The following is a 22,799-nucleotide window of genomic DNA, read 5'->3' on the forward strand; positions in this document are numbered from 1 at the left end:
TTGCATGACATTACCGGAGTCCGTTCCGACGTCCTTAGTCGCGCTACTTCCCAAACCGAGGTTTGTGCGAGCGTCAGCGGCATTCGTTGCCCCGGTCCCGCCATCCAAAACTCCAACCGCCCCATTGCTCCCTTTCTGGACCAGTTTACCGATCGCCGGAATGGTTACACGAGTGCCGTTGATGGTAACGGTGATGTTCTGGTTTGCTGAAGTGGTGGCGAACGCCTCCCAGGCGCCGATGTTCTCGTCATACTCGTTGATGAGCTGGGACATGCTCTGCGCCAGGCCGTCGACCGAGAGACTATCAGTAACAAGAATGCCGTACTTCTGGCCGCTCAACGCCGGAGACGCGGCAGGCGTAACCGTCAGTGACGTCGCACTGTTGATGGCGGTGATCTGAAACATCTGTACCGGGTTAGAAAGAACAAACAACGTCTGGCCAATCCGGATCTGGCTGGCCGGTGCCGTCCAGTTCGTGCCGGTGCCGGTGGCTGTATTTCCATTAATGGCGATGGTGCCAGTGTTATAAAGCATATTTTCTCCAGGCAATAAAAAACCCCGCCGGAGCGGGGTTTGTTCAAAACTGAATGGGTTAGTGGCAGGTGGTGCTGCTGAACGTGTTGGCGCTCACCCAGGTCCAGTTAAAGGGATAACCGGCGCGGTACTGCGTCTGATTGTTTTGCTTGCGGACTCCGTAGATCTGGACGCTGCTTTCCTGTCCGCCGACCAGGGCTGTTCCGGTGCATACGGGTTGCTGCTTCTCAATAACGCCAGCACAACCGGAGAGCAATACCGCTACCGCCAGGCAAAGAATCATATTTTTCATAGTGGTTATATCCCAGGGCATTCATGAAGCTACACAATAACAATATGAATCAACGGGATATAATTGATTTGGTAGATCAATTATTCGAAATTGATCGTTCAAAACGATCAATCATAGTTGGCGCAGTTGATGGCCATAATCACGTTTCTCAGATTCGAATACGCGACGTTTTGAAGGTTGCCGCCGGGGGTTGTCTGCGGTCTGGCGAATATCCGCGTATTGCTTCCCTCAAGTTTTGCCATGCTCTTGTATATGGCCATGTATGGCTGCGGCTGACCGCCAGCCGATATAACCCCGGTAATTAGCCCCAGCATGGCAGGCATACAAGCCCACTTCCCCGCCAGAGTTGTATTGATGTTGTATCCTGAGCTGGCATCCACCCCGGCTGTACCGAGGGTGACTACATCGCTCAGTGTGCGCGTTTCGTTTGTTAAAATCAGCGTCCCTGATGCATCCCACACAGCCAGCCCGTAGTCTGGCTTTGTCTGCGGGAAAATAGAGAAAAAATAAACGTACGCTGTGCCGGTTGCGTTCGGTCTGAGAAAATCAATCGTGAAGGTGTTCCCGCTTATCGTCTGGGTGATTTCGACCTCAACAGTACAATGAACGAACGCGACAACGGGCTGACCTGCGGGGAAAGTGTGCGTCACTTTGGTATTGAAACCCGTTGTTCCCTGAAGTGCCGCTGTCTTTCGCGCCTGTAGAGCGATTGGCGAGCTGTTCGCGGTCACCCATACTTCCCCGCTCGTGGTCGTCAGTAAAACGCCATACTCCGCCATTTATGCCCTCTCGATCTGGAAAATGAGATAAGCCGCTGCCGCAGGCTCAGTCCCTGCTGAGTAGTCGGTATCGCCTACTGCTGACACTGTCGCTGTTCCCCCTGAAATGGTGATCTTTCTCCGACTCGTTCCAAACTGATCACCGTTCATGACCTGAAAATAGGTAAGCCTGCAACCCGGTGGAAGCGCTACGGTGTAAGAGCCTGTTTTCTGGTTCTGGGCCAGCTGGAGATAGCCACAAACGCTGACAGGCTTAACGCCATAGTTGTTTACCTTGCCTGAGGCGTCCCATGTCTGAACCCCATATTCCGCCATCCAGTCCTCCTGAAAAAAAGAGGCCCCGTAAGAGGCCTCCCGTTACCATGTTCCCGTGATTCTACCGATCTGCACCCTCAACACATTCCTGGAGTCCCGCACGCTGATTGTCTGGTTTGTCTGTTTCATGGCCCCCTCACCAGCTGTCGAACCGTAGTTCTCAAACGTACCGCCCTTATCCAGCCTCCACCCGACTGAGCCAGCCACATAGTTATTGGACTGGATGTAGTTACCGATCTTGGCGTTGCTGATGGTGCCATCACCTATCAGCGCGTCTCTGATGAACACCTGCCCGTTCTGAATAACGAACGGAAGCGTAACGGTCGCTCCGGCCTGGTGAGTAACGGCGAAGCGGTCAGCCAGGAAGATAACCTGCGACTGCATGCCGGACGGCGTATTCTCCACGCCTATCCCCATCCCTGCGGCGTAGTACTGGCCGTTGCTGGATAACCCGACCTTGATGCTGTACATCGCCTTCAGGTCGCCGTTGACGTTCGCAATGGCCTGCGCGTTAGTGGTAATGGCTGACGTATGCCCGTTGATGGTCGCCGTGATGCCGTTTATCTGCGTGGCCGTGGCCTGCTGGTAATCGGAGAACGTCTGGTTCAGGCTGTTGATGGATGCCTTGTTGCCGTTCACGTCAGTCTGCAAACTCAGCAGCGAACGCGCCGTTGCCTCCTTCTCGTTGACGATCACCTCATCAATGCGGTCCAGCTGCGCGCTGTTACCGGCGACCGATGCCGACAGCGTTTTGCGCGCGGCCACCTGCGCCAGATTGCCCTGAATAATCGCGATGGCGGAGTTCTTCACTCCTCCCGTCATACCGTCCACAGACACGCTGATGTTATCGATGCGCTGGCCCAGCGCGGTATCGGCCGTCGCCACTGTCTGCTCAAGCTTGCTCAGAGAAGAAGACACATCTCCGACCGTGCTCGACAGGTTTGTAACGCTGGTCTGAACCTTCCCGATATCCTGGGCGTTTTTGGCGATTTCCTCCGCCTGTTGCGCCAGTTCGTCGTTGGCCTGTTTAATGTCGTCAGCCATGCCTGCAATTTTTGCATTGCTGTCCACCGCGTTCTCGATCAGGTCTTTGAACGTATCGGAGCCTTTCATGTCCTCCAGAATTGCATCGGTGATATCGGATACATCGATGCTGGCCTGCCCGCGCAAAAAGTCTGTATAACCTGATTCGTTTCCGCTGCGGTCCACCAGCTGCGCGCGGTACCAGAAAATTTGCCCAGCCTTTAGGCCCATCTGCTGATACTTGCGCTGCGGATAGGGTACGTCTGCCAGCAGCATCGCATCGTCTTCCGTCCCGGTCAGGCTGTACTGAATTTCCGTCTTCAGCGTGTCGTCGGTGTTCGCCGGGAATCCCCAGCTCAGCTCGATACCGAAAACCACATTATCAGAAGCGATGAAGCCGACCGGTTTCGGCGGATTGCCCACTTTACCCGTCAGCGTTTTCTCTTCCGAATAGCCCCACCCGGAAGAAATTTCTGCGGCATTAATGGCGCGCACACGTACCAGGTAGCGCCCGGCATATATCCCCGGCACGTCGAATGACGTGGTGGAGCTGCGCGGCACGTTAACCCAGTTCCCGTCTTTGCGGCGCCATTGCGCTTCATAGGCGATAGCGTTCTGCGCCTGGTCCCAGCTCACGCGCATCGTTTCGACGCTGATATTTTGCTGCACCACAGAAAACGAGCTGATCACGATGTTCGCAGGCGGCGACTGGTTGCCCGGCGGGATCACGCTCACCGGCCGCTGGTCAATGATGGCTCCGGTATCAATGCGATCGAATTTATCCGGATCGTGATTTGCACCGACGATTGTGAACGTGCCGTCGTTATTATCAGTTACCGTAATAACGCGATACTGCTGTGCGTAGAGCTCATCAGACTCAATGACCCATACGGCCTCAGCCACAGGCGTTTCACTGTAAGCGGTCGTAACGGTCACTTTATTGCCCGTTATCGACTGAATAGTGCGTGACTGTGAAACACCCGATGGAAGATTGACAATCATCCTGTCAGCTGCCGAAGCATCCGGCGCCCTGTCCAACGTCAGCACGCGACCATTCACCGCAGAGATACGGCCGCCCAGGTCGCGCCCGGAGAGATTTCGGTCCGCTACGGCGATTACATAGCCAGGCTGTGGAATGTTGCCATCTTCCCCTACATTGAAAGTAACAACGCGATCTTTGTTGTTGGTGAGGAGCCCCCATCGCCCTTTGCGATTCGCTTCTGACTGACGGGTACAACCGATAGCAGTTATCTCAAGTTGATTAAACCCATAACGCGCAACCAGCGCCTGCTCAAAAACAGGCTCCATCGCATCAGAATAAGCGTTATCAGGATCAGACCAGGACACCAGCGCATTGGTGTAACGGTTCTTTGTGGTGCTGCTGGAATAGGTAAAGCGCCCATCAATAACGTTCGCATGCGTATATGTAAAATCTACATCTCTCGGCATGTCCGCCAGCGCCACAATCTGGTCGTCGCCCCAGTAGGTCATCCCACGGAAGATGGCAGCAAAATCACGCAGGACCGTATAAGCGTCGTTGCGTTCCTGAATGTAGACGTTGCAGGTATAACGTGGTTCGGTACCACTTCCGCCTTTGCCATCCGGTACCATTTGATCGCAATACTGCGCAACCTGGTAGAGCGTCCATTTATCTATGTTGGCCGTTGTAAGACGATCCCCAAGTCCGAAACGGTCACTAACCACCAAGTCGTAGAAAATCCATGCAGGGTTATCGGTCCAGGCCCATTTAAATGTCCCAGCCCACGTACCGCTATAAGTGCGAGTTTCGGGGTCGTAAGTATCCGGTACGCGGATAACGCGGCCGCGGGGCTCGCAGGAGATCTGCGGGATAGAGCCGTTAAACTGGCTGGAATCGAATTCGATATAAAGCAGCGCTGTGTTTGGATAGCGTAATTTGGCGTCAATTACCTCGGTGAAGCTCTGCAGCATCATCGTGTCGCCGATCTTCGCGCTGTTGGCATCAGACGTAATCTTACGCAGTCGGATTGTCCAGGTGCTGCCAGCCTGAGGTAAATCAATACGGTGGCTGCGCTCGTAACCTGACGTCGTTTTGCCGGTCACGCTGGTATTGAGTACCGTCTGCCATGTGCCGCCGTCCGTCTGCAGGTCAATCGCGTAATTAACCGAGTAACCGACCAGATCGCCGTCGTCCTCCTGCTTGAAAAGCGAAGGCCATTTCAGGCGCAGGCGAACAGCTGAAAGCTGCGTATTAGTAAACGTGCGCGTCCACGCTGTAGCGCTCGATACCTCAGTTCCCACGTTGATTTCGTTTTCGGTACCGGGTATGCCCTGAATATATTTTTGCGCCTGAGTTCCCGCGCGAAATTCCCACGTAACGCCGCTGAAGTTTTGAGAGCCGTCAGCATTCTCAAGAGCCGTTCCGTCCAGATAGATATCTTTCGCCGTCAGTTGCCCTGCAAACTCCCCCTCTCCCAGTGCAACGAGGATTTTTGCCTTTGCTACAGATTGCAGATCATCAGGCTGTTCGGTAGGGGTTCGGGAACTTGAGCTGCCGCCCTTGCGGCCTTTTATAGCGATTGCAGTTGCCATATTGCGCCCATAAAAAAAGCCACCCGAAGGTGGCCTGAAAGAAGGTGATTATTTATTGCTGATCTTCGACATAAATCCCGGCAGAAATAATCGCGCCGCCGATTCGCCGGCGGCCATAAAGAAGTGGTACCGGATTCCCCTGAGCTGTCGTGTTTGTTACTCCACCAAAGGCGTAGCTGGCTTGGTTATCCGCAGATTGCTTACTGGCGAGCCCGGTTGTCTGTGGAGAAAGCATCTGGACTACGCCGCCGATCGCCATTGATGCCCCAATCCCCGCCACAGCGCCCCATCCACCAGCGAAAGCGGTACCCCCAATCCCGATCGCGGCCCCTCCCGTAACGAACGCAGCAACAGCGACAAGGGCAACCCCGAGGATTGTCTGAAACACACCGGCTCGCTTACTGCCGATGATCACCGGCGCGATGCGGATTTCCTCTTTGCTCCTGTCCATACTGAGCTCATCGTTTAAGAGGTTTCGTTTCCCGCTGAATACCGCATAAGTTAAACCTCGTTGCTTACTGGTATTCAGGAAACGCTCAAAACCCGGCACGATAACGCTCAGGGCGCGGATGGCCTCTTTAGGTGAAGCTACTGACAAACGATATTCACGCCCGAAGGTGGCGCCTAGCACGCCGTACAATCGAATTGTGCGGACCGGCTCAACATTGAGTAATGCAGCCATTTTTCCCCCATAAAAACTGCCACAGGCGGTTATCAGAAACAGTCTTTAAAGCGCAGTATTTTCATTGTGCGCTCACGCCAGTAACCGCCATAAGGTACGCGCTGGCTCAGATGCCCATAAAGGTGATGCAGTAGCATGTTGCCTTCCAGCAGGATTCCTGCATGATTCCACTTATCTGCCTGAACCTGCATGATTATCATGTCGCCTGGTTTTGGCGGCCCGTCGAATTCACGGAATCCGCACTCATACCAGCAATCCTGATAGAAGTTGTCCGGATAGTCGTTTTCCCACCAGGGATAATCGACCCGGTAATCGTGAAGCTCTATACCGTGGGTTTGCCGGTAATAGCTCATCACCAGCCCCCAGCAGTCGAAGTGACCAAGCACAAACGGGCGCTCCAGCAGAGGCAGTTCTCCACGCGGCTGGATGGTCCGTAAATCCCCCTCCGGCCAGCTCACGATATGCCAGGGTAAAAGGGTTGCATCGCATTGCGCTTTATCCAGTTCGCTCGGTTGCGTCGTGGCATCAGGGTGACTGTGAGCGATGGCGATCACATTCCCCCAGTCCTCAGCAGCTGCATAGTCTTCGGGGCAAAGTATAAAATTGTCCTCCGGCACCGCGGCAAGATTCCGGCACGGGAAATAACGTTCAACACGGCTTTTCTGCGCCACTACGCCGCAACACTCGCGAGGATACTCAGCTGCAGCATGTGCCATAATCGCATCGATGGTTTTCTGACGCATATCAGCTCCTGATCAAAGACGTGCCCGGAAAACCACCGAACGAGAGTTCGTTATTTTCGCCGAATCGAAGTTTGCAGGCCGTCAGCGTGCCGTTGCATTCATCCAGTGACGGATCGCTCACTGGGTTGTTGTTTTTGTCGAAATAGCGGGTACCGGCATAGTCGCAGCCGTCGCCGGTGCGATATTTATTCCGGATACACCAGGTACACAGAGAATGAAGTTGTCGCGTAGGGATCATCTTTCCCTGTAACGACATTGGGCTATCGAGTACAAATTCGATACTTTCGCCCGGAATTTCGCTGCTTTTACTATCGATGTAAAAAACTCGTTTTCTGACCTGTTGCGGATCAGCTGTTGGGTTACCTGCTGGGAAGTTCTTCGCATCGAGATAGTGCGAATAGGTGTCATGGATAGTGACTTTCGCCTGTAGCATATCGTCATAGGCAAGGCACAGCGCTGTAATCTTGCTATCGATATCTGCAACCGTGAGCGTTGGCTGGGCACTGTTGCCGTCTGTGGAGGCCTCTAGCCCTTCAATTTGATACGGCCAGGCGGCATATTCTTCCCCCTGCCACCAGATGCTTTTCGCCTTCAGCTTTGATTCATCACCACCAACGGCGGCGATTTCTTCTTCCGTGTGCGGGAGATTGTACGCGTGAAATCGCAGTACATCATCCACGCCGAACGTAGAGCCATCAACTTCGATAAGCCGGACTTTGTTGCCGGGCTCAAGGCTTTGATAGTCTGCGGTGATCATGGTGCGTACGCCTGTTTGAATGTTGAAGAAATGGTCAGAACGTTGCTGGATAAGGGCTGTGACTTGATTGATTCGGCCTCAATCCGATAGAGCCCTGTTTCGCCAACTGGCGATGTCCAGATAAATGACTTTGTGACGTGAGAACGAAAGAACTTCAGGGCCTGAAGCATGTCCGCTTTTTTCCCCGTCAGTGTGACCGGCCATGACTGCTTTTCAGGGTTAATGCCTTCCCCGGCGATCTGCTCATAGCCGTCGCCAAAGGTTGCAGAGCGCGTTTTAAGGCTGAACGATCCTTCCATTCCCGCCTGAATCTGGGTTCGCCAGGTAAATGTTTCGATCGCCACCTTTCCTCCAGGTATAAAAAAACCCGCCGAAGCGGGTTGGGTTTTTATATTTCAAAAAATAAATTAAAGTTTTATCAATTGGTATTGAAGTTACGAGTAAGCTTAAAAGTGATTGACTGGTTATTCGCATCAAGGATATCTAAAACAGCTCCTTTATAGCGTATGGTTTTAGATTCAGAAAGATCATATTCCACTTCGTTTGAGAAGGCAGCTCTTGCCAATCCACCCTGAAACTCACGATAACCAATATTTATCTTATTTCCAACCTTACCATTATAAATCAAGGTTTGCTGAAAAACCGACTGCTGCTCTGTTTGAAATTTCACTTTTGAAAATGGCTTCCCTGTATCGCATTTGGTTGCGCCATAGATTGTCACAATACATATTTCACCATTTTTTTTGAGTTGTATACTTTGAGTTGGATCGTTGACCATAAATCGATTCGGTACTACAGCACCTGATGTTCTTTCTACATTAGAGAAAAATTCAGATTTGGAATCCTCGCCAATTTTTACATAGTCACCTGCTGGGATTGTATATACACCTATGGAGCCGATTTCAACCGCCTGATTGAAGTGAATCGCGTCAATACTGGCGTCGATACCTTGTCTAACCATATCTTCACCAACATAGGTAGTAGTAGTCGTATTGAGTGGCGGAATACTTATCTCCTTTGTCTGCGGTACATAGTTTCTAGCTGGCGTAGTACATCCAGATACCAGTAACGCCACGACTGTCAGTCCAAGAAATTTTCTCATTGCAATATCCTTAAGTTACAATCAGAAACATCCTAACATTAACTTTTAATTGGTCAATGGCTATCCTTTTCTTAGATGAGCGGCAAAAACCAAACTTTCAGAAGGTTTGCAATTAACGCATTTTCGTTGCATTCCAAATTAAACCTCCAGGCTGGAGCTGTTTGGCAATTCCAGCACGAACAGACTGATCGATAGTCTGTTTGTAAGCCCGAGAAATAGCGTCGTTGTTACCAGATGCCTGCTGCTGAGTGTTCTGATTATGAACGACCACGGACGTTTGAACGGTTACGCCGCCAGTTGCCGATGATTGCAGCCCATACATCGGGGCGTGGCCAACATAGCCGCCGTTAGCATACCCCTGAGCTCCACGCATAAGTGCATAGAGGTTGCCGATACCCAGTGCACTGGTCGCTTCCTTCGTAAACACAAACTCACCGCCGTGAACCACGCCTTTCGGTTGGTACTTACCACCATCACCGGTGTAGCCACCGCTATCGAATCGCGGCACCAGACCGCCACCAGAGAAACCAAAGAACGCACCGATACCCGTGCCACCAAAGGCTGACTTCATTCCATTAACCAGAGCCAGTTGAGTCAGCATCTGGGCGATGCCCTTGAGGAAAGTAGAAAGGAAGTCTGAGAAGTTAGCTTTTCCAGTAGTAAAAAAGTCGGTGAGCGTGCTGGCCATCCCGGTGAACGCATTGCTGGTAATCGTCTGCACCTGCGAGTAAACATTGGTCGCGCTGTCCTCAAATTCAGCCCAGCCCTTTTTCGCGCCAGTCAGCCAGTCGCCACGTAACCGGTCCTCTGCATCATAGTAATCATTCGCCGCTTTAAGCTGCTTCTGATAGTCCTCGTCGTCAAGTGAACCTCCAGCATTCTTCCAGCCAGCGGCAAGCTGACTTTTCGCGAGTTCACGTTGTGCCTGACGGTCACTCATCCCGGCACCGTTCACTAATGCAGCCTGCTTCTCTGCCATCTGCGTGACGTATTTCTGCGAGGTATCCATTCGCTTGTTCAGCTGTTCCTGTGCGGTAATCTGATCACCTAACAGGGCTTTCTGCCGTGCCAACTGAAGCACCTGGTCTTTACTCGCCAGCAGGGCTTGCTCCTGCTTTGTCAGTGAACGTGAACGCGAGGCCTCTTCCAGCACCTGAAATTTCGCTTCAGTCGTCCACAGATCTTTGCGCTGCTGGCTTATAGTGTCGTTCAGCCCTTTATGCTGCTGCAGCGCGCGTAATTGTGCCTGAAGCGCCAGCAGCTCGGCCTGGGCAGCATCCGTGCTGCGATCGCCAGCCGATAATGTGCCCTGCTTTCCGGTTTTGGTCTTTTTACCAAAAGAAGCGATTCCTTCCCGATCCTTCTGGGTGGTTGCGATACTTATCTTTCTGGTCGTATCGAGGTATTTACCTGCACTTATATCAGCCGCATCCCAGTCTTTTTTCAGCTGAGAAATGCTGTCGCCATAAGCGCCGGCCATTTGTTCGTTGTAGTCCTGCCATCCCTGCAAGGTATCTGTTTTCGCCCAGTCGGGAACGAGGTTAATCGCGGCAGCGATAGAGGAAGAAATGATCTGGTTCAGCTTCTGGAAAACGATCGCAACGCTGTAATAAATTGCGTTGAATTCCTTCAGTGTGTTTGATGCCAGCTCGGCTACCCACTGACCGATACTCTGCATGGCCTCAGACGCCCAGCCCTTGATATCCAGCCACAGGCGACCAAACGGTGTCAGCGATTCGTAAGCCTGCTCTCCGCGTTTTGCCATCGTATCGCCAAACAGGTCCATAGTCTGCGTAACGGCCGCGGTCTGGTCCTTTTGCTTTATCAGATCGTCAACATGCTTAAGTTGTGAAAAGGTCAGGAAATTATATTGTTCGTTGAGACTCTGCAGCGCTTTAACAGGGTCTTTTTCGATGTCCTTATAGGCTTTAGCAATGTCCTGCGCCGAGACTATACCGGTCTGAACCGCCAGCGCCGTGGAGCCCGCTGCTTTTTCAAGTTGCTGCTGTGTCAGCGATCCCATGCCAACCAGCTCAGTCATCAAGCTCTGAACGGTTCCTACAGTAGCCCCAGTAGAGGCAGCAATAGACTGAGAGGAAGCCATAATCTGGAGCGCTGACGTGCCGGCAATATTGCCAGTCCTGATAATGGCCTTGTTGATTTCGTCGTAAGCGGTGAAGTAGTCCGATCCCGCTTTGGCCGCAATCAGTACAGCGCCAGCCAGGCCACCAATGGCCACTCGGGCAGGAGTCACCATCGACAACATTGCTTTCAGAGCATTGCCCACACCGCCAAACGAGTCACGGAGCTGACCGCCCTGCTGAATGGCAACCATATAAACAGGCATACCGGAAGCCAGTGAGGTCACAATGTCGGTAATTTGCATCGGGAGATAACGCATAGCATTGCGGTATTGCCCCGCGCTGATAGCCCCAGACTTCCACGCTTCCTCCTGCTCTTTCAGCTTTGCGATCATTGGTGCAGCACGATCGGATACGCCGAGTTGGGCAGCTTTTAGCTCTAACAGTTCTGTGCGCGTTTTTCCGATTGCTGTGACCTGCTCCTCCAGCGAATCGATAAAGGTTTTGCCCGCCGCAGCTGCACGCTGCGCTGCCTGAGCCTGTTCAATGCGAGCCCGCCCCTCTGCGGTTTCAGACTCCATTACCTGTGCCAGTTTTGCCCGCGTCGTCTCAAGCACGCTGTTGTAACGAGTAAAGTCCTCGTCTCCCACCAGCCCTTTACCGCGAAACTTCGCCAGGCTCTCCTGGATAGTATCCAGTTCATCCAGTGCCTTGTTTACCGGGCTGATTTTATTCAGCAGGTTCTGCAGTTCCTGACGCTGCTGCTTCAGGCTTTCGCTGTTTTTCTTCTGGTTATCGATACCGGTGCGGAACGTGCTGTTCAGGTCATCCGCTTTGCCTGCCGCGGCGGACGCGGTCTCCTGAAAGCGATCCAGTGCCTGGTTACCGCGCTCCAGCTCAGTGGTATTTACGCGCAGGGAAATCGTGGCGATATCGTTACTCATTCCGCCCTCTCTTTATGCATAACTTTTAGTGCGGCGCTCTCCATGATTCGGATGTCCGAAAGTGCGGTTGCCTCGTCCTCGACGTGGTGCAGGCGCATTACCCAGGGCAGCACGTTGTAATCAAGCCCTGATGCACCACCCATGCCCGTGCGCCACTGCGTACTGACAGCCTGAAACACCAGGAATGAAGGCCATACATCTGGCCAGACGTCGATGTATTGATCGTCGTAGTCATCCGGCGAAAGCCCATAGGGCGCCAGGTCTGCCGCTGTGGGTTCAGGCGTATAGAATGCAGAGGCAACCGCTATCAGTTTTTTTCGCGCTGCCCCATCAGTTCGCGATAGTAGGTTTCAGGGATAGCCTTCATTGCAGCCGGATAGTTTTCCAGCAGCACCGAAAGATTTTCCGCGTTGAATGTATCGGGGAGTGCCCAGCCAGAAATAATTTCCATCAGAAAATCAGTGGCGGTTTTGCCTTCCAGTTTTTCCAGATCAGCCAGCTCTTTGAGTGGCTTATGATTAAACGTGAAGGTCAGCACGCCATCCTCATCGCCGGCGCGCGGGATCGATACGTTGGCCTTAAAAGTTGGTTTGGGATGAAGGGTGAATTTAGTCGCCATCGTTGCCTCTTAGTGAAAAAAGCCTCCATGGCGGAGGCTCAGGTTGTCGTTATGCCTGACTTATGCCGGGGCGCCTGTGATTTTGTAGAACGTCATCGCTGGCGATTGCAGGTTCAGCACGACGCTTACCGTTTCGACCTCGTTCACCGCCGTGGTCGGCGTGTCGTCAAAAGATGCCGTGGCCGCCCAGTAACGGTTCTCCTTCGCCTTCGGCACGTACATATACGCAGCCACAGTCTCTTCGTCTTCGTCCAGCTGGCGCAGCAGCGGATAAACCGGGAGAGTTGAGTCGTGAGCAATCGAGTAAGTCTGAGAGACAGCGGATTTATAGGTATTCAGGTTGCGCTGGCGATCATCGCTGAGGAACTGAATCTGCGTGGTGTTCTGATCACCACCAGATTTCGATACCTCAGTAATTTGTGGCAGCTCGGTCCATTCTTCAATTTTGCGAATAGAGCCGGAACCGCCGCCCGCCGCGTATTTGTTTTTGTTGGTGGTGTTGATGTTGCGAAGAGTTACTGCATTCTCCGCAATCGCGTCGATTTTCGCGATAACGTTATCAATACCCGACCAGTTGCAGTTCACGTGAACGATATCGCCGACCGCTATATCGTCTGCGGCGCTAACGGTGATCACCGCGTGCTCAGCATTCGTCGCGCCGGTGAAAGTAATGGCCGGGCCGTAGCCCGATGCCAGATAGACATGAGCGCCGTTAGGCAATGCAAAGCCCATAATGGTTACTCCTTTAGAAACGGGGAAACCGGCTCAAGGCCGGTCACTTGTGGGACATCACAGAGGGAATCAGTTGATAATGTCTGCCCGATAATTCAGGCTGACAGGAACGGAGTAGGACACAGGTGTAGGGACGCCGCGGAATATGCCAGGCGCGCTGCTAATCCAGCAGGTAAAGTCTTTGCCTGCAATTTCCAGCCCCTCGGGGAACAATTCCGCTACTCTGCCAGCAAGGGCAACGACGGAGGTACGGCCGGAGCCGGCTGGCGCCACGACATTAATCTGGTACACGCCTGAATAAGTCCGGCAGCGCAATCCGAGATCGATTGTTCGCGGCGTAACGGGCATATCGTGAACGGCCAGGTACATCTCATTAGCAGGAGGTGTAAACGGCACGTTCTCCCATGCAACCGAAATTCCCTCGGCATCGGCCCAGGTACCCAGTCTGGCGGCCAGTGCAGATGCAATATCCGGAATCACTTAGTCACCTCCCTGACAGCTTCCTCAAAGAAGCGTTGAAACTCAGCTGCAGTTATGCGGACCATGCCGCCCGGAGCCTGTGTGGAATGCCCCATTTCAAGCGGGTAGGCATAGGGCACGTTGTTGCAGAAATAAATGGCCTTCATCCCGACCTTGAAGAGCGACAGCGTATAGTTCCCGGCCGCTTTTGTCAGATCACCTGTCTTATCAACCCGGCCTGTCTCGTCAGTCGTTGGCACATCAAAGGACACCTGCCAGTTACCGCGAAAGCGTCCGCCCGTATACCCCGGCGGTGCTTTGATATCCATCCCATCCACCACCCGGTTTTTTTTCTTCAGTCGCCCGGTTTTGGTCAGGTTAGCGAGATCGGCCCGCTGCGCCTCGTTGTGATCGTAAACAGCGCGATTATAGGAAACGGCTGTCTGGTTAACTTCCCACAACTCCGGGTTGCCCACTGGGGACATCATCACCAGCTGGTTAAGTATTTTTATGCCGACGGCGCGCACCACTGCTTCCTGATTCGTTTTCGCCTTGTTAACGAAAGCCGTGATTTCAGCCATGAAAGCCGCGTTCTCGCCCATGTTAAGCCCTCAGCTGCGCTTTGTAGCAGAGTACCAGCGAGGCAGGTTTTGCCGGGTTGGGTTTGATAACCCGGTGGGCTGTGCCATCAATATCGACTACGTCGCCGATTTTAATTTCCTGCTCTGCGGTAAAGACGATTCGAACATCACCGTTTACGATGACTGTTCCGTCTATCTCACCGGGTGCGTATTCCGTTTTAACGCCGATCGCAGTGAACTGAACATCATCCGTTTTACGCTCGACTCCACCGATAACCGTTACTGAACCCTTGCGGGTTAGGTTGTACGTCGCGCCGTTCTGCCTGAGCATGCGGGTCGTTCTGGCCTGCATACGTTGATAATCAATCGCCATATCAGACCCTCTCTGCAAATGCATTAATGGCGTAACCACGACCACCAGCAAGGTCGCCCAGCAGCGCCATAACGGCAGGATAAGACGGCGTGAAGACTTCGCCATCTGCGACCGCGTAGGTCATGGTTACAGCACCTTCCACACGTTCAGTTTTCACAGCGGCTTCGCGCACGCTGGAGAGTAAATCGCCGTCGATTGCCTCTACCGCCAGCATGCACTGCGCGGTTATAACCTGCCGTGGAACTTCATCCGGCGGGAAATCATGTTCATCCAGAACGACATTCACGCGTGGCCAGGCCAGCGGCTGTCGAGGGTCGGCTTTTGAGCCAACCCAGTCCAGCCCCTCCAGGTAATCCATTGCCTTTATCAGCAAAGGTGTGAGCTTGTCAGGCAGTTCAATGCCGCGTATTTCCGCAAATGAGGCAAGATCCTCTTCACTGGCGTAGCTGTTGGCATCAGGAGAGGTGATATCGGTATTGATCATCGAATCATCCTGTTTATGGGGCTTTCGCCCCATTCGTTATTCTCCGGAAGGCGCAGTGAAGGTGATCTCATCAGTGGTTTTCGCCACTCCTTCAACCGTGCCGGTTACCGTGAAGGTGCCAGCAACGTCTGATGTGAGTTTCACCGTTGCACCACCAGCAGAGCCGGTTTGAGAACTGGCCGTGCTGAGCGTGCCACCTGTGGACGTCCACGCGACGGTTTTACCGGATACACCGGAGCCATTCAGCGTGTACTTCAGAGAAACAGTCACCGCGTCTGTACTGTCAGCGGTTGCGGAGGTTTTATCCGCTGACAGCGTTACTCCCCCACCGCGGATTCCAGTTTGATCAGCACGCCTGCCGTAGATTTGTTGCTGGTGAAGTGTTTCTTCCAGTTGCCCGCAGTGCCAATGGCGGTCAGGTCAGGGTTATCACCTTTGGCGGTATCCCAGCTGTAGCCCAGCAGATCAACGTTCACCACGCCTTCAGCACGATAGCCAACCGCAAGGTTTTCCTGATCGTTGATATCGTAGGAACGGAAGCCCGGCGCCTGAGATTCGGTGACGGTAACCGCACCAGCTACCAGCCCAAGGATCGCATCAGCGTCCATGGTGTCGGTCACCAGCACAGGTTTACCCAGCGTGCCTGGCTGCCCGCCGTAAACCACCACGCCCGCTTCTTCGTAGATTTTGTTGGCAATCGCCTCATCAACAATGTCGAAGTAGGTGGCAGAGTGCATCACGAACAGGACCACGCGGTTAAACTTGTCCCCGTATTTGCGCAGGCCGCGCGTCAGGGTCTTTTTACCGTCGGTCTCAATGTCGGCGGTTACGACCATGTCGGCGTTAGCACCAATCGCCGCAGTCAGCGCTTTCAGGCCGTATTTCACGTAGCCTTCCAGCGTGGCATCTGCGACATCAACGCCGATCACTTCGGAGAACTCATCAACGGAGCGGCCACGGCGTTTAAAGGCCTCTTCCGTGGTTTCATACGGGCCGTATTTCCACGGTGCTTTAACGGATACCGCTTCACCGGCACCGATTTTTTTACCTGTGACTTTATCGACAGAGTTCACATTGCGCGATTCAATGGAACCACCAACTTTATAAAAAGCACGCTTACGAAAATCGCCTTCGATCAGTTCGTTATCCAGCAAAATCGCACCGTTGGAGGAAGCGTTGAACACTTCCAGATTATCCTGGCGGCGCTCGAGGAAAGCGGTCTGCGCCAGATCGTCATAAATGATCAGGTCACTATTAACAGTGGTAGACATGGGTTAATCCCTTATTTCGGAAGTTTGAGGAAGGCCTGCTGGCCATGCTTGCGGATGTAGTCCGCTTTGTCGCTGGCGCTCATTTCGGAACGTTTCAGGCTGCCACCGCCGTTTGGTTTGTGTCCGCCCGCGCCGGTGCCTTCTGCGCGTGGGAAGAGATGCGGAGCCGTCTCCTTAAGAGACTCCGCCCACTCAAGCGGGCTTAGTGGAGTTTTGCCGTCTTTACCGAACAGAACATCGCCATTTGCATCAACTGCTACGGCCTCGCCTTCGTCGTTGAGCTGGAATGTGCCTTTGGCACGCAGAATCAGATCGTCCGATGCTTCCGGCAGCGCGCCAGCTTTTGACGCTGCTGCACGGATTGCATCGCCCAGAACTCGATCCCGGAATTTGTTGGAGAACGCTTCGGCTTTGTCCGCGCGTTCATTTGCGGCTTTAATCTGCTTATCAACGTCAGCACGCAGACGCTCGGTGCGCTTATCGAGCACCTCATCGATTTTTCCGGCGGCAATCAGCTTTGCCTCTTCGTCGTCGGAAAAACGCTGCAAGATGCCGCGTACCGCGTCTGGATCGATACCTTCAAATCGGGACAGGTTTTCTTTCTGCTGTTTAATGGTGCCCAGCAGTTCGCTATTTTTCGTTTTGAGGCCAGTGACTTCACTGGTCACGCGCTCATCAATCAGCTTCTGGATTTCAGGAGTGATTTCGATACCACCTCCACCGCCGCCCTCACCGCCACTTTCAGGTGCGTAATATTTCAGAAGCATATTTCGAATTAACATAATGTCCCCTCGGGATTTTGCCGGGCCTCGCCCATAAAAAAGCCCCGGCGGATGCCAGGGCGTGGAGTAAGATGTGATTGTTAGTTGTCTGTGCCTGAGAGCTGCTTCAGCCGTTCAAGGCTGATCCATTCGCCTTTGTCAGTGAACATATCAGCCAGGTCGATTTCACCCGCGCGGAACAGATGGCCACGCTCTGCACCAAGAACCTGATCCTGACGTTGTGCCGGCTGGCGCGCGAGCCATTCCAGATACGAAGCTTTCCCCGGTACCTGTCCATCCATGCTGGCTCGAGTCCCCTCGTCCATCTCGTCGATATCAATGCCGAGTTCGCGCCACGACTTGAGCACTAGGGTTTCGGTAGAACGACAGCAAAAATGAATTTTCCCGGGGCCCTGCAGGTAAGGCACCTTATGCCCGACCGGTTTGTTATCCAGGGTGTAGCGCAGCAGGTCACGAATAATGCAGTCGTGGCTGGTTTTATTGTCCAGCGTAGACAGCCACTGTTTGCCTTTCACGATATCGCTGTTGGCACTGGCGAAGCTGTTGCGTGCTGTGGCAGCCAGATGATTCACGGCTGTTTTAGCGATGCTGGCAGCGTTTGCCCTGCTCATCTGCAGCGCGCCGTCGCGATAGTCTTTGTTGGCGTGTCCGCGAACATTGCGTGCGATAGTCTCTACCGTGTCGCCAGCAAGATACCCCCTGCGGACAGCGTTCACGATACGCGCCAGCCTGTCCGATTCCAGATTATCCGCCCACTCACTCAGCAGCCGCCCCTGAAAGGGCTGCGCCATCGCTGCGGCATACACCATATCGGCGGTGATGGCCTGCAGCGGATAGTGAGACAAGACCTGTGATGGCAGAAGGGAATCGAACAGGCTCAGCTGATAACTGGCTTCGTTCTTTGCCAGCGCCACCAGCTCACTCTCGAGCCCTGCCTGCATGGTGGCTACGGCCTGATGGTTAAGATCGCGCACGCTGCCCAGTAAACTCTGCAAACGGCTAACGGTGAAGCTCTCAGGAGCCAATCTGTCCAGCGCATCGAGCAGTCGGGCCGAAAGGTCCGCATCCGTCTCGTTAAGCAACTTCACCATCCGGTTTGCCACGCCCGTAGCGTAGCGGCTAATCCAGACGGAATGAGCAATAGCCTCATCCCGCAGGCTTTCGTTCACGGTTGCCATATTAGCCCCCGGTCAGCGTTGGTGCCTGATTGCGAAGCGTATCAATAACCTCGTCAGGACTGTCGGCCGGGTCAATGAGATCAAGCTTCTGCAGTGCGCGAATCATATCGCTATCTCGCAGCGCACCCGACTGCCAGGCATTGACGATTGCCGTCACCATGCCTGACTCGGCAACTTTCGCGATGAATTCCTGGTTGATCGTGTAGCTCGTCGATTCACCCTTGATGCCGAGATATTTTGCACACCAGCCAAGCGCCAGCGTGTAGGCCTCAGAAACGTTTGAAACACAGATACCGAGCACCGATGTTGATGATGTTTGCTCACCGCTCGCCTGGGTTGCCGTCTTCGCCGTGGCGTTCTGCTCAATCAGGCGGGCGCCCAACTGCACCATGTAATCGCGTTTGCTGTCCATGGCCTCTTTAGCCAGCATGTTGGGCTGTGCCTGGGCATAGCCAAACGAGCCCTCCTTAGGAAGCAAAAGCGGTGATCGGGAACCAATTTTCACCCCCTTCTTCTCGAGGTGATCGCGCCAGCCGGTATCGAGCCCAGTCATGTACGGCTGCACCTGGCCACAGAACCACACGCTGTCTTCATAGTCAGCGCTGTTTCGGTAATGACCGTGGTTTATCTCCACCAGCGCGGCAAGCGGTGAATCATCGATAGTGGGATCGTTGTTCTGAGCACCGACAAAGGTGAACGGGATTTCATCCCAGTAGTCCTTTCCTTTCGGCTTAGGGTGGTACTCACTGTCAACTGTGTAGGTTCCGCTTGCGGTGCCACCAGCCCGGCGCCATACCCGGCATATGAACCGCCCTTCTTCCAGCGCCAGCTCGCGGTACTGGATTTCATCCTTGTAAGCGTAACCATCAGGCTCTTCTACGCATTCACGCAGGACCACAAGCACCAGTTGATCGCGTCCGTTAATACGCTTTGTTCTCCAGTTGATGATGTTCTCTGCCGGATAGCGGAGGATGATCGCTTCGTCGGACTCTGCAGCGTAATCGACGTAAATGCCCTCTCGCGCAACCTCTAGCACGTTTTCGGTCACCAGCTGCGACTGCTGATAGATGCTGGTACCGGCCCCGTCAGCATTGTCCAACAGGTATTTCAGCTTTTCAGGACCATTAAACGTGGGGTCCTTGCGATACGCCATCCCAAGCATGCCGATCTTAGTATTGCCCGCAATGGCATAGAACACTGCGCGGCTCAGATAGTCTTCGTTGCGCTTGCGATTGCGTGTGGATTTATCGGTTGGGTCGAGATAAGGCAGATACTTATTACCCGCCGCTTTTACGGCCTCAACTCCTTTGCAGAAGTCCCTGTATTTCCGCCAGGCAGCAGAAGCCGCCCGGTGTTCTGGTCGAACCCAGGTGATGTCGTCGTTTGCCATATCAGAAAGTGGTGTCCATGGTGATTGAGTATGCCGGTTTCACGATCGGGTAATCCTTCACGATGAAGTACCCACCAGCATCATTGGGGTGATCGTTATCAGCTGATTTGTCCGGTTCGCCATTGGCCGCCCAGATTTGCTGCTCGAGGCTCTCGGTATAAACCGGGCAGTTCTGAACGTTCACCAGATAGCGGCGTTCGCCGTTGGCGTTGCAGAACATGGCGTTCATAGAGTTGATACGGTCCTTAACCGGCGGGTTGGCATCATCAACGATGACGCTGAATCCGGCATCGTTGAGCTGGGCAATATCGGTCTTGCTGGCGTTCTGCGATTTGCGGGAGTCGCCAGAGGCATCCGGATAGATGTAAATCTCCCGGCTTTTAACGTAGCGACCATCCTCGTAGCGCCAGAACTCTTCCTGAATGCGCTTAATCATCGCCGGCGTGTCGTAGACCTTCACCAGCTCACGGACCGCGCGCGGCAGGCCATTACGCTTTACGTGAACAATCGCGGCCATTTTCCCTACGTTGAAGTCCATACCGATAAACAACGGATCTCCATCCTGAATCTCGTCAGAACAGTTGTTCAGCTTACGGTTGAAGGTGTGATAAATGGTCCCGCTGTTGAGGTTCGTGAATTTCCCGCGCAGGTATGCCTGAATCAGTTCATCAGGATAAGAACTCAGCAGCGAGGGAATGTAATCCGGGGGCAGGTTCTTCGCGTTGTCGAACGTGCTGGCCTGTATCAGCCCGTACAAAGCAGAAAGCTCAGGCTTTTCACGCACCGCCTTCACAAACTGCTGGTAGACAAACTTGAAGCCCTCCGGCGTAGTCGTGACATCGATGCCGTTACGCAGACCATCAACCTTGTAACGCATACGGGCGATGATTTTTCGCCACGCCTGCTGCGCTTTGGCAGCCGCCATGACGTCCAGCTCATCCACCATCGCATTACCGATTTTGAAGCCGACGATCGAGCCGGGCTTCTCCATCGAGCGGCAGATTGTAGTCCCGCGGAACCGTCGCCCCTCGTAGAAGTGAACCTCTTTGTTCCCCTCGTTGATTTTGACGTTCAAGCCCCAGTCAAAGGCCACCTCTTCAATCGTCGGGTAGAAGATGTCACGGATCTGCGGGTACGTCGGCGCGAAATAACCCTGGTTGATTTTAGGATGCTCCCACATCCCCTTACAGATGCCGCCACAACCCACCCACGTCTTACCGGAACCGAACCCGGCAACGTAGGCTTTAAACTTGTGCTGCATTGCGAGGAAGCGCGCCTGAGGAATGTTAAGTGTCGGGCTGATCCCCATCATCTGCCCTCGCATCCACTACGTTGATATTGATTTGCACTGGAGTTGGTTCATCGTCCTCACCATCACCGGCCAGCTCTTTACGGAGTTTCTCGACCTCAAGCTGCCGGCGTTCGATTTCAATCTGCTGCAGGCGCTGCGCGAATTCGCTATCGGCCAGGCCGAGTCGTTTCATTACCGCTTCGAACATTCTTTCGCGGCTGATGGCTGTGATTTCGACACCATTCTTGCCAACCTTCACGCCTGAATAGGCAAGCCTAGAAACAGCCGGGAGTTTGCGTGTATCAGGGAAATAAGGCTGGCCAATGCCGTCACCATTGCAGCGTGGGCATTCTGGGTTTGGTTCTCGGTTGTGGTCGTAACCATAGCCGCCAGTATCCTGCGGCGGCCTGGTACCTTCCCTTCCCTCGACTTTTGCCGTTTCCTCATCAAACTCAACTGCATCGCGCCACTGGTAGTGGTGACCGAATCCCCAGCAGTAACGACACGCGCCGCGACGATACTGTGAAAGCTGGTTTGCATCGAAAGTGGCGAGTCGCCACATCTGCGCCAGAACCTCATCAGCACTCCCAAGCGTGCGCGCAATGGACACTTTTTGCTGCCGCGCAATAGCCTGCGCAACGTTAGGATTCGCTATGAGCTGACGACCGTAATTTGGGTCACTATAACCAGCACGTGCAGCGGCAGCGGTGGCGTTGTTGTCCTTCAGGTATTCCGCTACAAATAAGCGCTGCTGAGCGGTAATCCCATCATCATCCACCAGCTCATTTGCGCTTTTATCTTTCTGCGCAGTGCGCATTTTTTTCTGCGCAGATTTTTGCGCAGTTTGCGGAGAAGGTTTTTTGATATATCGGCGGGCGGTCGCGTAGTTCAGTCCCTGCGTTTCACACCAATCCTTCGGTGATACGCCGGTTGCGGCATGTTCGGACAGGAACCGTTGCTGAAGCTCGCCCCAGTCCGGTTTTGCCATATTTACTCCAATAAAAAACCGCCCTTAGGCGGTTAAATATCATTAGTGGATGCTATTTCTTCAAGGCTGTTTGGATCGCGTCAGCTAGCTTTTCAATGTAATTGCTTGCCTGTTCCAAATCGCTGTGCATAACGCCACTGCCTGAATTGGCAGAAGCCTTTGCAATTTCAAGAGCGGCCTGAACTGCAAGCAAGCGTTGCTTGTCTTTTGTCATTGGATTATTGCCAAAATAACCATCTAACATTATTTTCTCCTTTTCCCACAGCCAATCTGTGGTAATGAGGATGTGGGGGATAATGTCAAGATTTCAAATAATTTTTCCATTATCACGCCCACCAGCGAGTGAGCTTTGTAATTGTTGCCACTTCCCGGAGTAGCCACGCTCATGCCCTTGAGTTGCTGTCGCTTCATCGCCGCTTATAACCGGTGCGCGTCTGGCGTTCGCGCTGCTTTACCGGAGCTTGTTTTGATATAGAACCCTTGACCCATCACTACACAGACTAGCACACTGGCGACTCAGGGAAGCATCATGACTGCTGCAATGCCTTTCGGCGGCGGTCCAGCCGCTTTACTACTTCAGATTGACTTCCCCTTCTGGCAGTTCGCCTACCACGTTTTGGTCTATCTCAACGAGACGATTTAGGACGTATATCGCATTTATGCCAACCAGATCATTGCGTTGGGACTTGAGTTCGGCAATTCTGGACTGGATGTCAGGTTTTGACAGGTTTGCGGACGCAGTGCGGTTAGCTGTCTTTGCGCTGTACCCCGCCCGAATAGCCGCTTGCGTGGCGTTTAAATCGATGAGGTACTAGCGACAAAACATTT

General features: G+C 53.4%; 25 protein-coding genes and 2 pseudogenes. All 27 read right to left on the reverse strand.

Translation table 11 applies throughout. The features are described from left to right. Positions 1-534 (reverse strand): annotated as a pseudogene (locus ACOT0L_RS18255) (phage tail protein); the annotation flags it as partial. Between the two features lie 58 nt (positions 535-592). Continuing rightward, the gene (cor, locus tag ACOT0L_RS18260; RefSeq protein ID WP_126503879.1) at positions 593-826 is read right to left on the reverse strand and encodes a phage exclusion lipoprotein Cor; all 234 of its coding nucleotides are present in this window, start codon (positions 824-826) and stop codon (positions 593-595) included. Between the two features lie 107 nt (positions 827-933). After that, the gene (locus ACOT0L_RS18265; protein WP_126503881.1) at positions 934-1,605 is read right to left on the reverse strand and encodes a hypothetical protein; all 672 of its coding nucleotides are present in this window, start codon (positions 1,603-1,605) and stop codon (positions 934-936) included. Beyond that, entirely contained in the window at positions 1,606-1,920 is a 315-nt protein-coding gene (locus ACOT0L_RS18270; protein WP_023303629.1) for a hypothetical protein, read from the reverse strand. 42 nt (positions 1,921-1,962) lie between these two features. Further along, a complete protein-coding gene (locus tag ACOT0L_RS18275; RefSeq protein ID WP_126503883.1) occupies positions 1,963-5,514 on the reverse strand; it encodes a host specificity protein J in 3,552 nt (1,183 codons plus the stop codon). A 52-nt stretch (positions 5,515-5,566) separates the two neighbouring features. Beyond that, positions 5,567-6,196, reverse strand: coding sequence for a tail assembly protein (locus tag ACOT0L_RS18280; RefSeq protein WP_059294648.1), 630 nt, complete (start codon positions 6,194-6,196; stop codon positions 5,567-5,569). Between the two features lie 32 nt (positions 6,197-6,228). Beyond that, positions 6,229-6,939, reverse strand: coding sequence for a C40 family peptidase (locus ACOT0L_RS18285; RefSeq protein ID WP_094084357.1), 711 nt, complete (start codon positions 6,937-6,939; stop codon positions 6,229-6,231). A 1-nt stretch (position 6,940) separates the two neighbouring features. Next, the gene (locus tag ACOT0L_RS18290) at positions 6,941-7,696 is read right to left on the reverse strand and encodes a phage minor tail protein L (RefSeq protein ID WP_126503885.1); all 756 of its coding nucleotides are present in this window, start codon (positions 7,694-7,696) and stop codon (positions 6,941-6,943) included. After that, a complete protein-coding gene (locus tag ACOT0L_RS18295; RefSeq protein ID WP_126503886.1) occupies positions 7,693-8,040 on the reverse strand; it encodes a phage tail protein in 348 nt (115 codons plus the stop codon). The genes ACOT0L_RS18290 and ACOT0L_RS18295 overlap by 4 nt, the downstream gene beginning before the upstream one ends. Before the next feature lie 74 nt (positions 8,041-8,114). Beyond that, positions 8,115-8,798 (reverse strand): hypothetical protein, encoded by a 684-nt coding sequence (locus tag ACOT0L_RS18300; protein WP_038419619.1) that lies wholly within the window; start codon positions 8,796-8,798, stop codon positions 8,115-8,117. Between the two features lie 112 nt (positions 8,799-8,910). Continuing rightward, positions 8,911-11,823, reverse strand: a complete 2,913-nt coding sequence (locus ACOT0L_RS18305) for a phage tail tape measure protein (RefSeq protein ID WP_126503888.1) — start codon at positions 11,821-11,823, stop codon at positions 8,911-8,913. Next, positions 11,820-12,134, reverse strand: a complete 315-nt coding sequence (locus ACOT0L_RS18310; RefSeq protein WP_080345978.1) for a DUF1799 domain-containing protein — start codon at positions 12,132-12,134, stop codon at positions 11,820-11,822. Before ACOT0L_RS18310 ends, ACOT0L_RS18305 begins: the two co-directional genes overlap by 4 nt. Beyond that, positions 12,131-12,442 carry a phage tail assembly chaperone gene (locus ACOT0L_RS18315; RefSeq protein WP_094084361.1) on the reverse strand — a complete coding sequence of 104 codons (312 nt, stop codon included), beginning with the start codon at positions 12,440-12,442 and terminating at the stop codon, positions 12,131-12,133. Before ACOT0L_RS18315 ends, ACOT0L_RS18310 begins: the two co-directional genes overlap by 4 nt. 60 nt (positions 12,443-12,502) lie before the next feature. Then, complete coding sequence (locus ACOT0L_RS18320) at positions 12,503-13,174, reverse strand: phage tail protein (RefSeq protein WP_047352246.1); 672 nt, start codon at positions 13,172-13,174, stop codon at positions 12,503-12,505. A 69-nt stretch (positions 13,175-13,243) separates the two neighbouring features. Further along, a complete protein-coding gene (locus tag ACOT0L_RS18325) occupies positions 13,244-13,654 on the reverse strand; it encodes a DUF4128 domain-containing protein (RefSeq protein WP_368994957.1) in 411 nt (136 codons plus the stop codon). Beyond that, positions 13,651-14,235: a hypothetical protein gene (locus tag ACOT0L_RS18330; RefSeq protein WP_126503892.1), complete on the reverse strand. Its 585-nt coding sequence runs from the start codon at positions 14,233-14,235 to the stop codon at positions 13,651-13,653. The genes ACOT0L_RS18325 and ACOT0L_RS18330 overlap by 4 nt, the downstream gene beginning before the upstream one ends. A 1-nt stretch (position 14,236) precedes the next feature. Then, the gene (locus tag ACOT0L_RS18335; RefSeq protein WP_126503894.1) at positions 14,237-14,587 is read right to left on the reverse strand and encodes a hypothetical protein; all 351 of its coding nucleotides are present in this window, start codon (positions 14,585-14,587) and stop codon (positions 14,237-14,239) included. A gap of 1 nt (position 14,588) precedes the next feature. Beyond that, positions 14,589-15,071, reverse strand: coding sequence for a DnaT-like ssDNA-binding protein (locus tag ACOT0L_RS18340; RefSeq protein WP_126503896.1), 483 nt, complete (start codon positions 15,069-15,071; stop codon positions 14,589-14,591). A gap of 36 nt (positions 15,072-15,107) precedes the next feature. Continuing rightward, a complete protein-coding gene (locus tag ACOT0L_RS18345; RefSeq protein ID WP_126503898.1) occupies positions 15,108-15,341 on the reverse strand; it encodes an Ig-like domain-containing protein in 234 nt (77 codons plus the stop codon). 47 nt (positions 15,342-15,388) lie between these two features. Next, positions 15,389-16,342: a major capsid protein gene (locus ACOT0L_RS18350; RefSeq protein ID WP_126503900.1), complete on the reverse strand. Its 954-nt coding sequence runs from the start codon at positions 16,340-16,342 to the stop codon at positions 15,389-15,391. An 11-nt stretch (positions 16,343-16,353) separates the two neighbouring features. Further along, entirely contained in the window at positions 16,354-17,124 is a 771-nt protein-coding gene (locus tag ACOT0L_RS18355) for a hypothetical protein (RefSeq protein WP_118283747.1), read from the reverse strand. An 80-nt stretch (positions 17,125-17,204) separates the two neighbouring features. Next, positions 17,205-18,302, reverse strand: a complete 1,098-nt coding sequence (locus ACOT0L_RS18360) for a phage minor head protein (RefSeq protein ID WP_126503902.1) — start codon at positions 18,300-18,302, stop codon at positions 17,205-17,207. Between the two features lies 1 nt (position 18,303). After that, the gene (locus ACOT0L_RS18365; RefSeq protein WP_126503904.1) at positions 18,304-19,692 is read right to left on the reverse strand and encodes a DUF4055 domain-containing protein; all 1,389 of its coding nucleotides are present in this window, start codon (positions 19,690-19,692) and stop codon (positions 18,304-18,306) included. 1 nt (position 19,693) lies between these two features. Then, positions 19,694-21,001 carry a terminase large subunit domain-containing protein gene (locus ACOT0L_RS18370; RefSeq protein ID WP_109082157.1) on the reverse strand — a complete coding sequence of 436 codons (1,308 nt, stop codon included), beginning with the start codon at positions 20,999-21,001 and terminating at the stop codon, positions 19,694-19,696. Beyond that, positions 20,979-21,971, reverse strand: coding sequence for a terminase small subunit (locus tag ACOT0L_RS18375; protein ID WP_126503906.1), 993 nt, complete (start codon positions 21,969-21,971; stop codon positions 20,979-20,981). Before ACOT0L_RS18375 ends, ACOT0L_RS18370 begins: the two co-directional genes overlap by 23 nt. Positions 21,972-22,023: 52 nt before the next feature. Further along, positions 22,024-22,215, reverse strand: coding sequence for a hypothetical protein (locus ACOT0L_RS18380; RefSeq protein WP_126503908.1), 192 nt, complete (start codon positions 22,213-22,215; stop codon positions 22,024-22,026). 372 nt (positions 22,216-22,587) lie between these two features. Beyond that, positions 22,588-22,776: pseudogene (locus ACOT0L_RS18385) on the reverse strand (terminase small subunit); the annotation flags it as partial. Between the last annotated feature and the right edge of the window lie 23 nt (positions 22,777-22,799).

Origin of the sequence: Enterobacter cloacae complex sp. XAL002, assembly GCF_049236805.1 — a bacterium.
In the GTDB taxonomy this organism is placed as follows: domain Bacteria; phylum Pseudomonadota; class Gammaproteobacteria; order Enterobacterales; family Enterobacteriaceae; genus Enterobacter; species Enterobacter intestinihominis.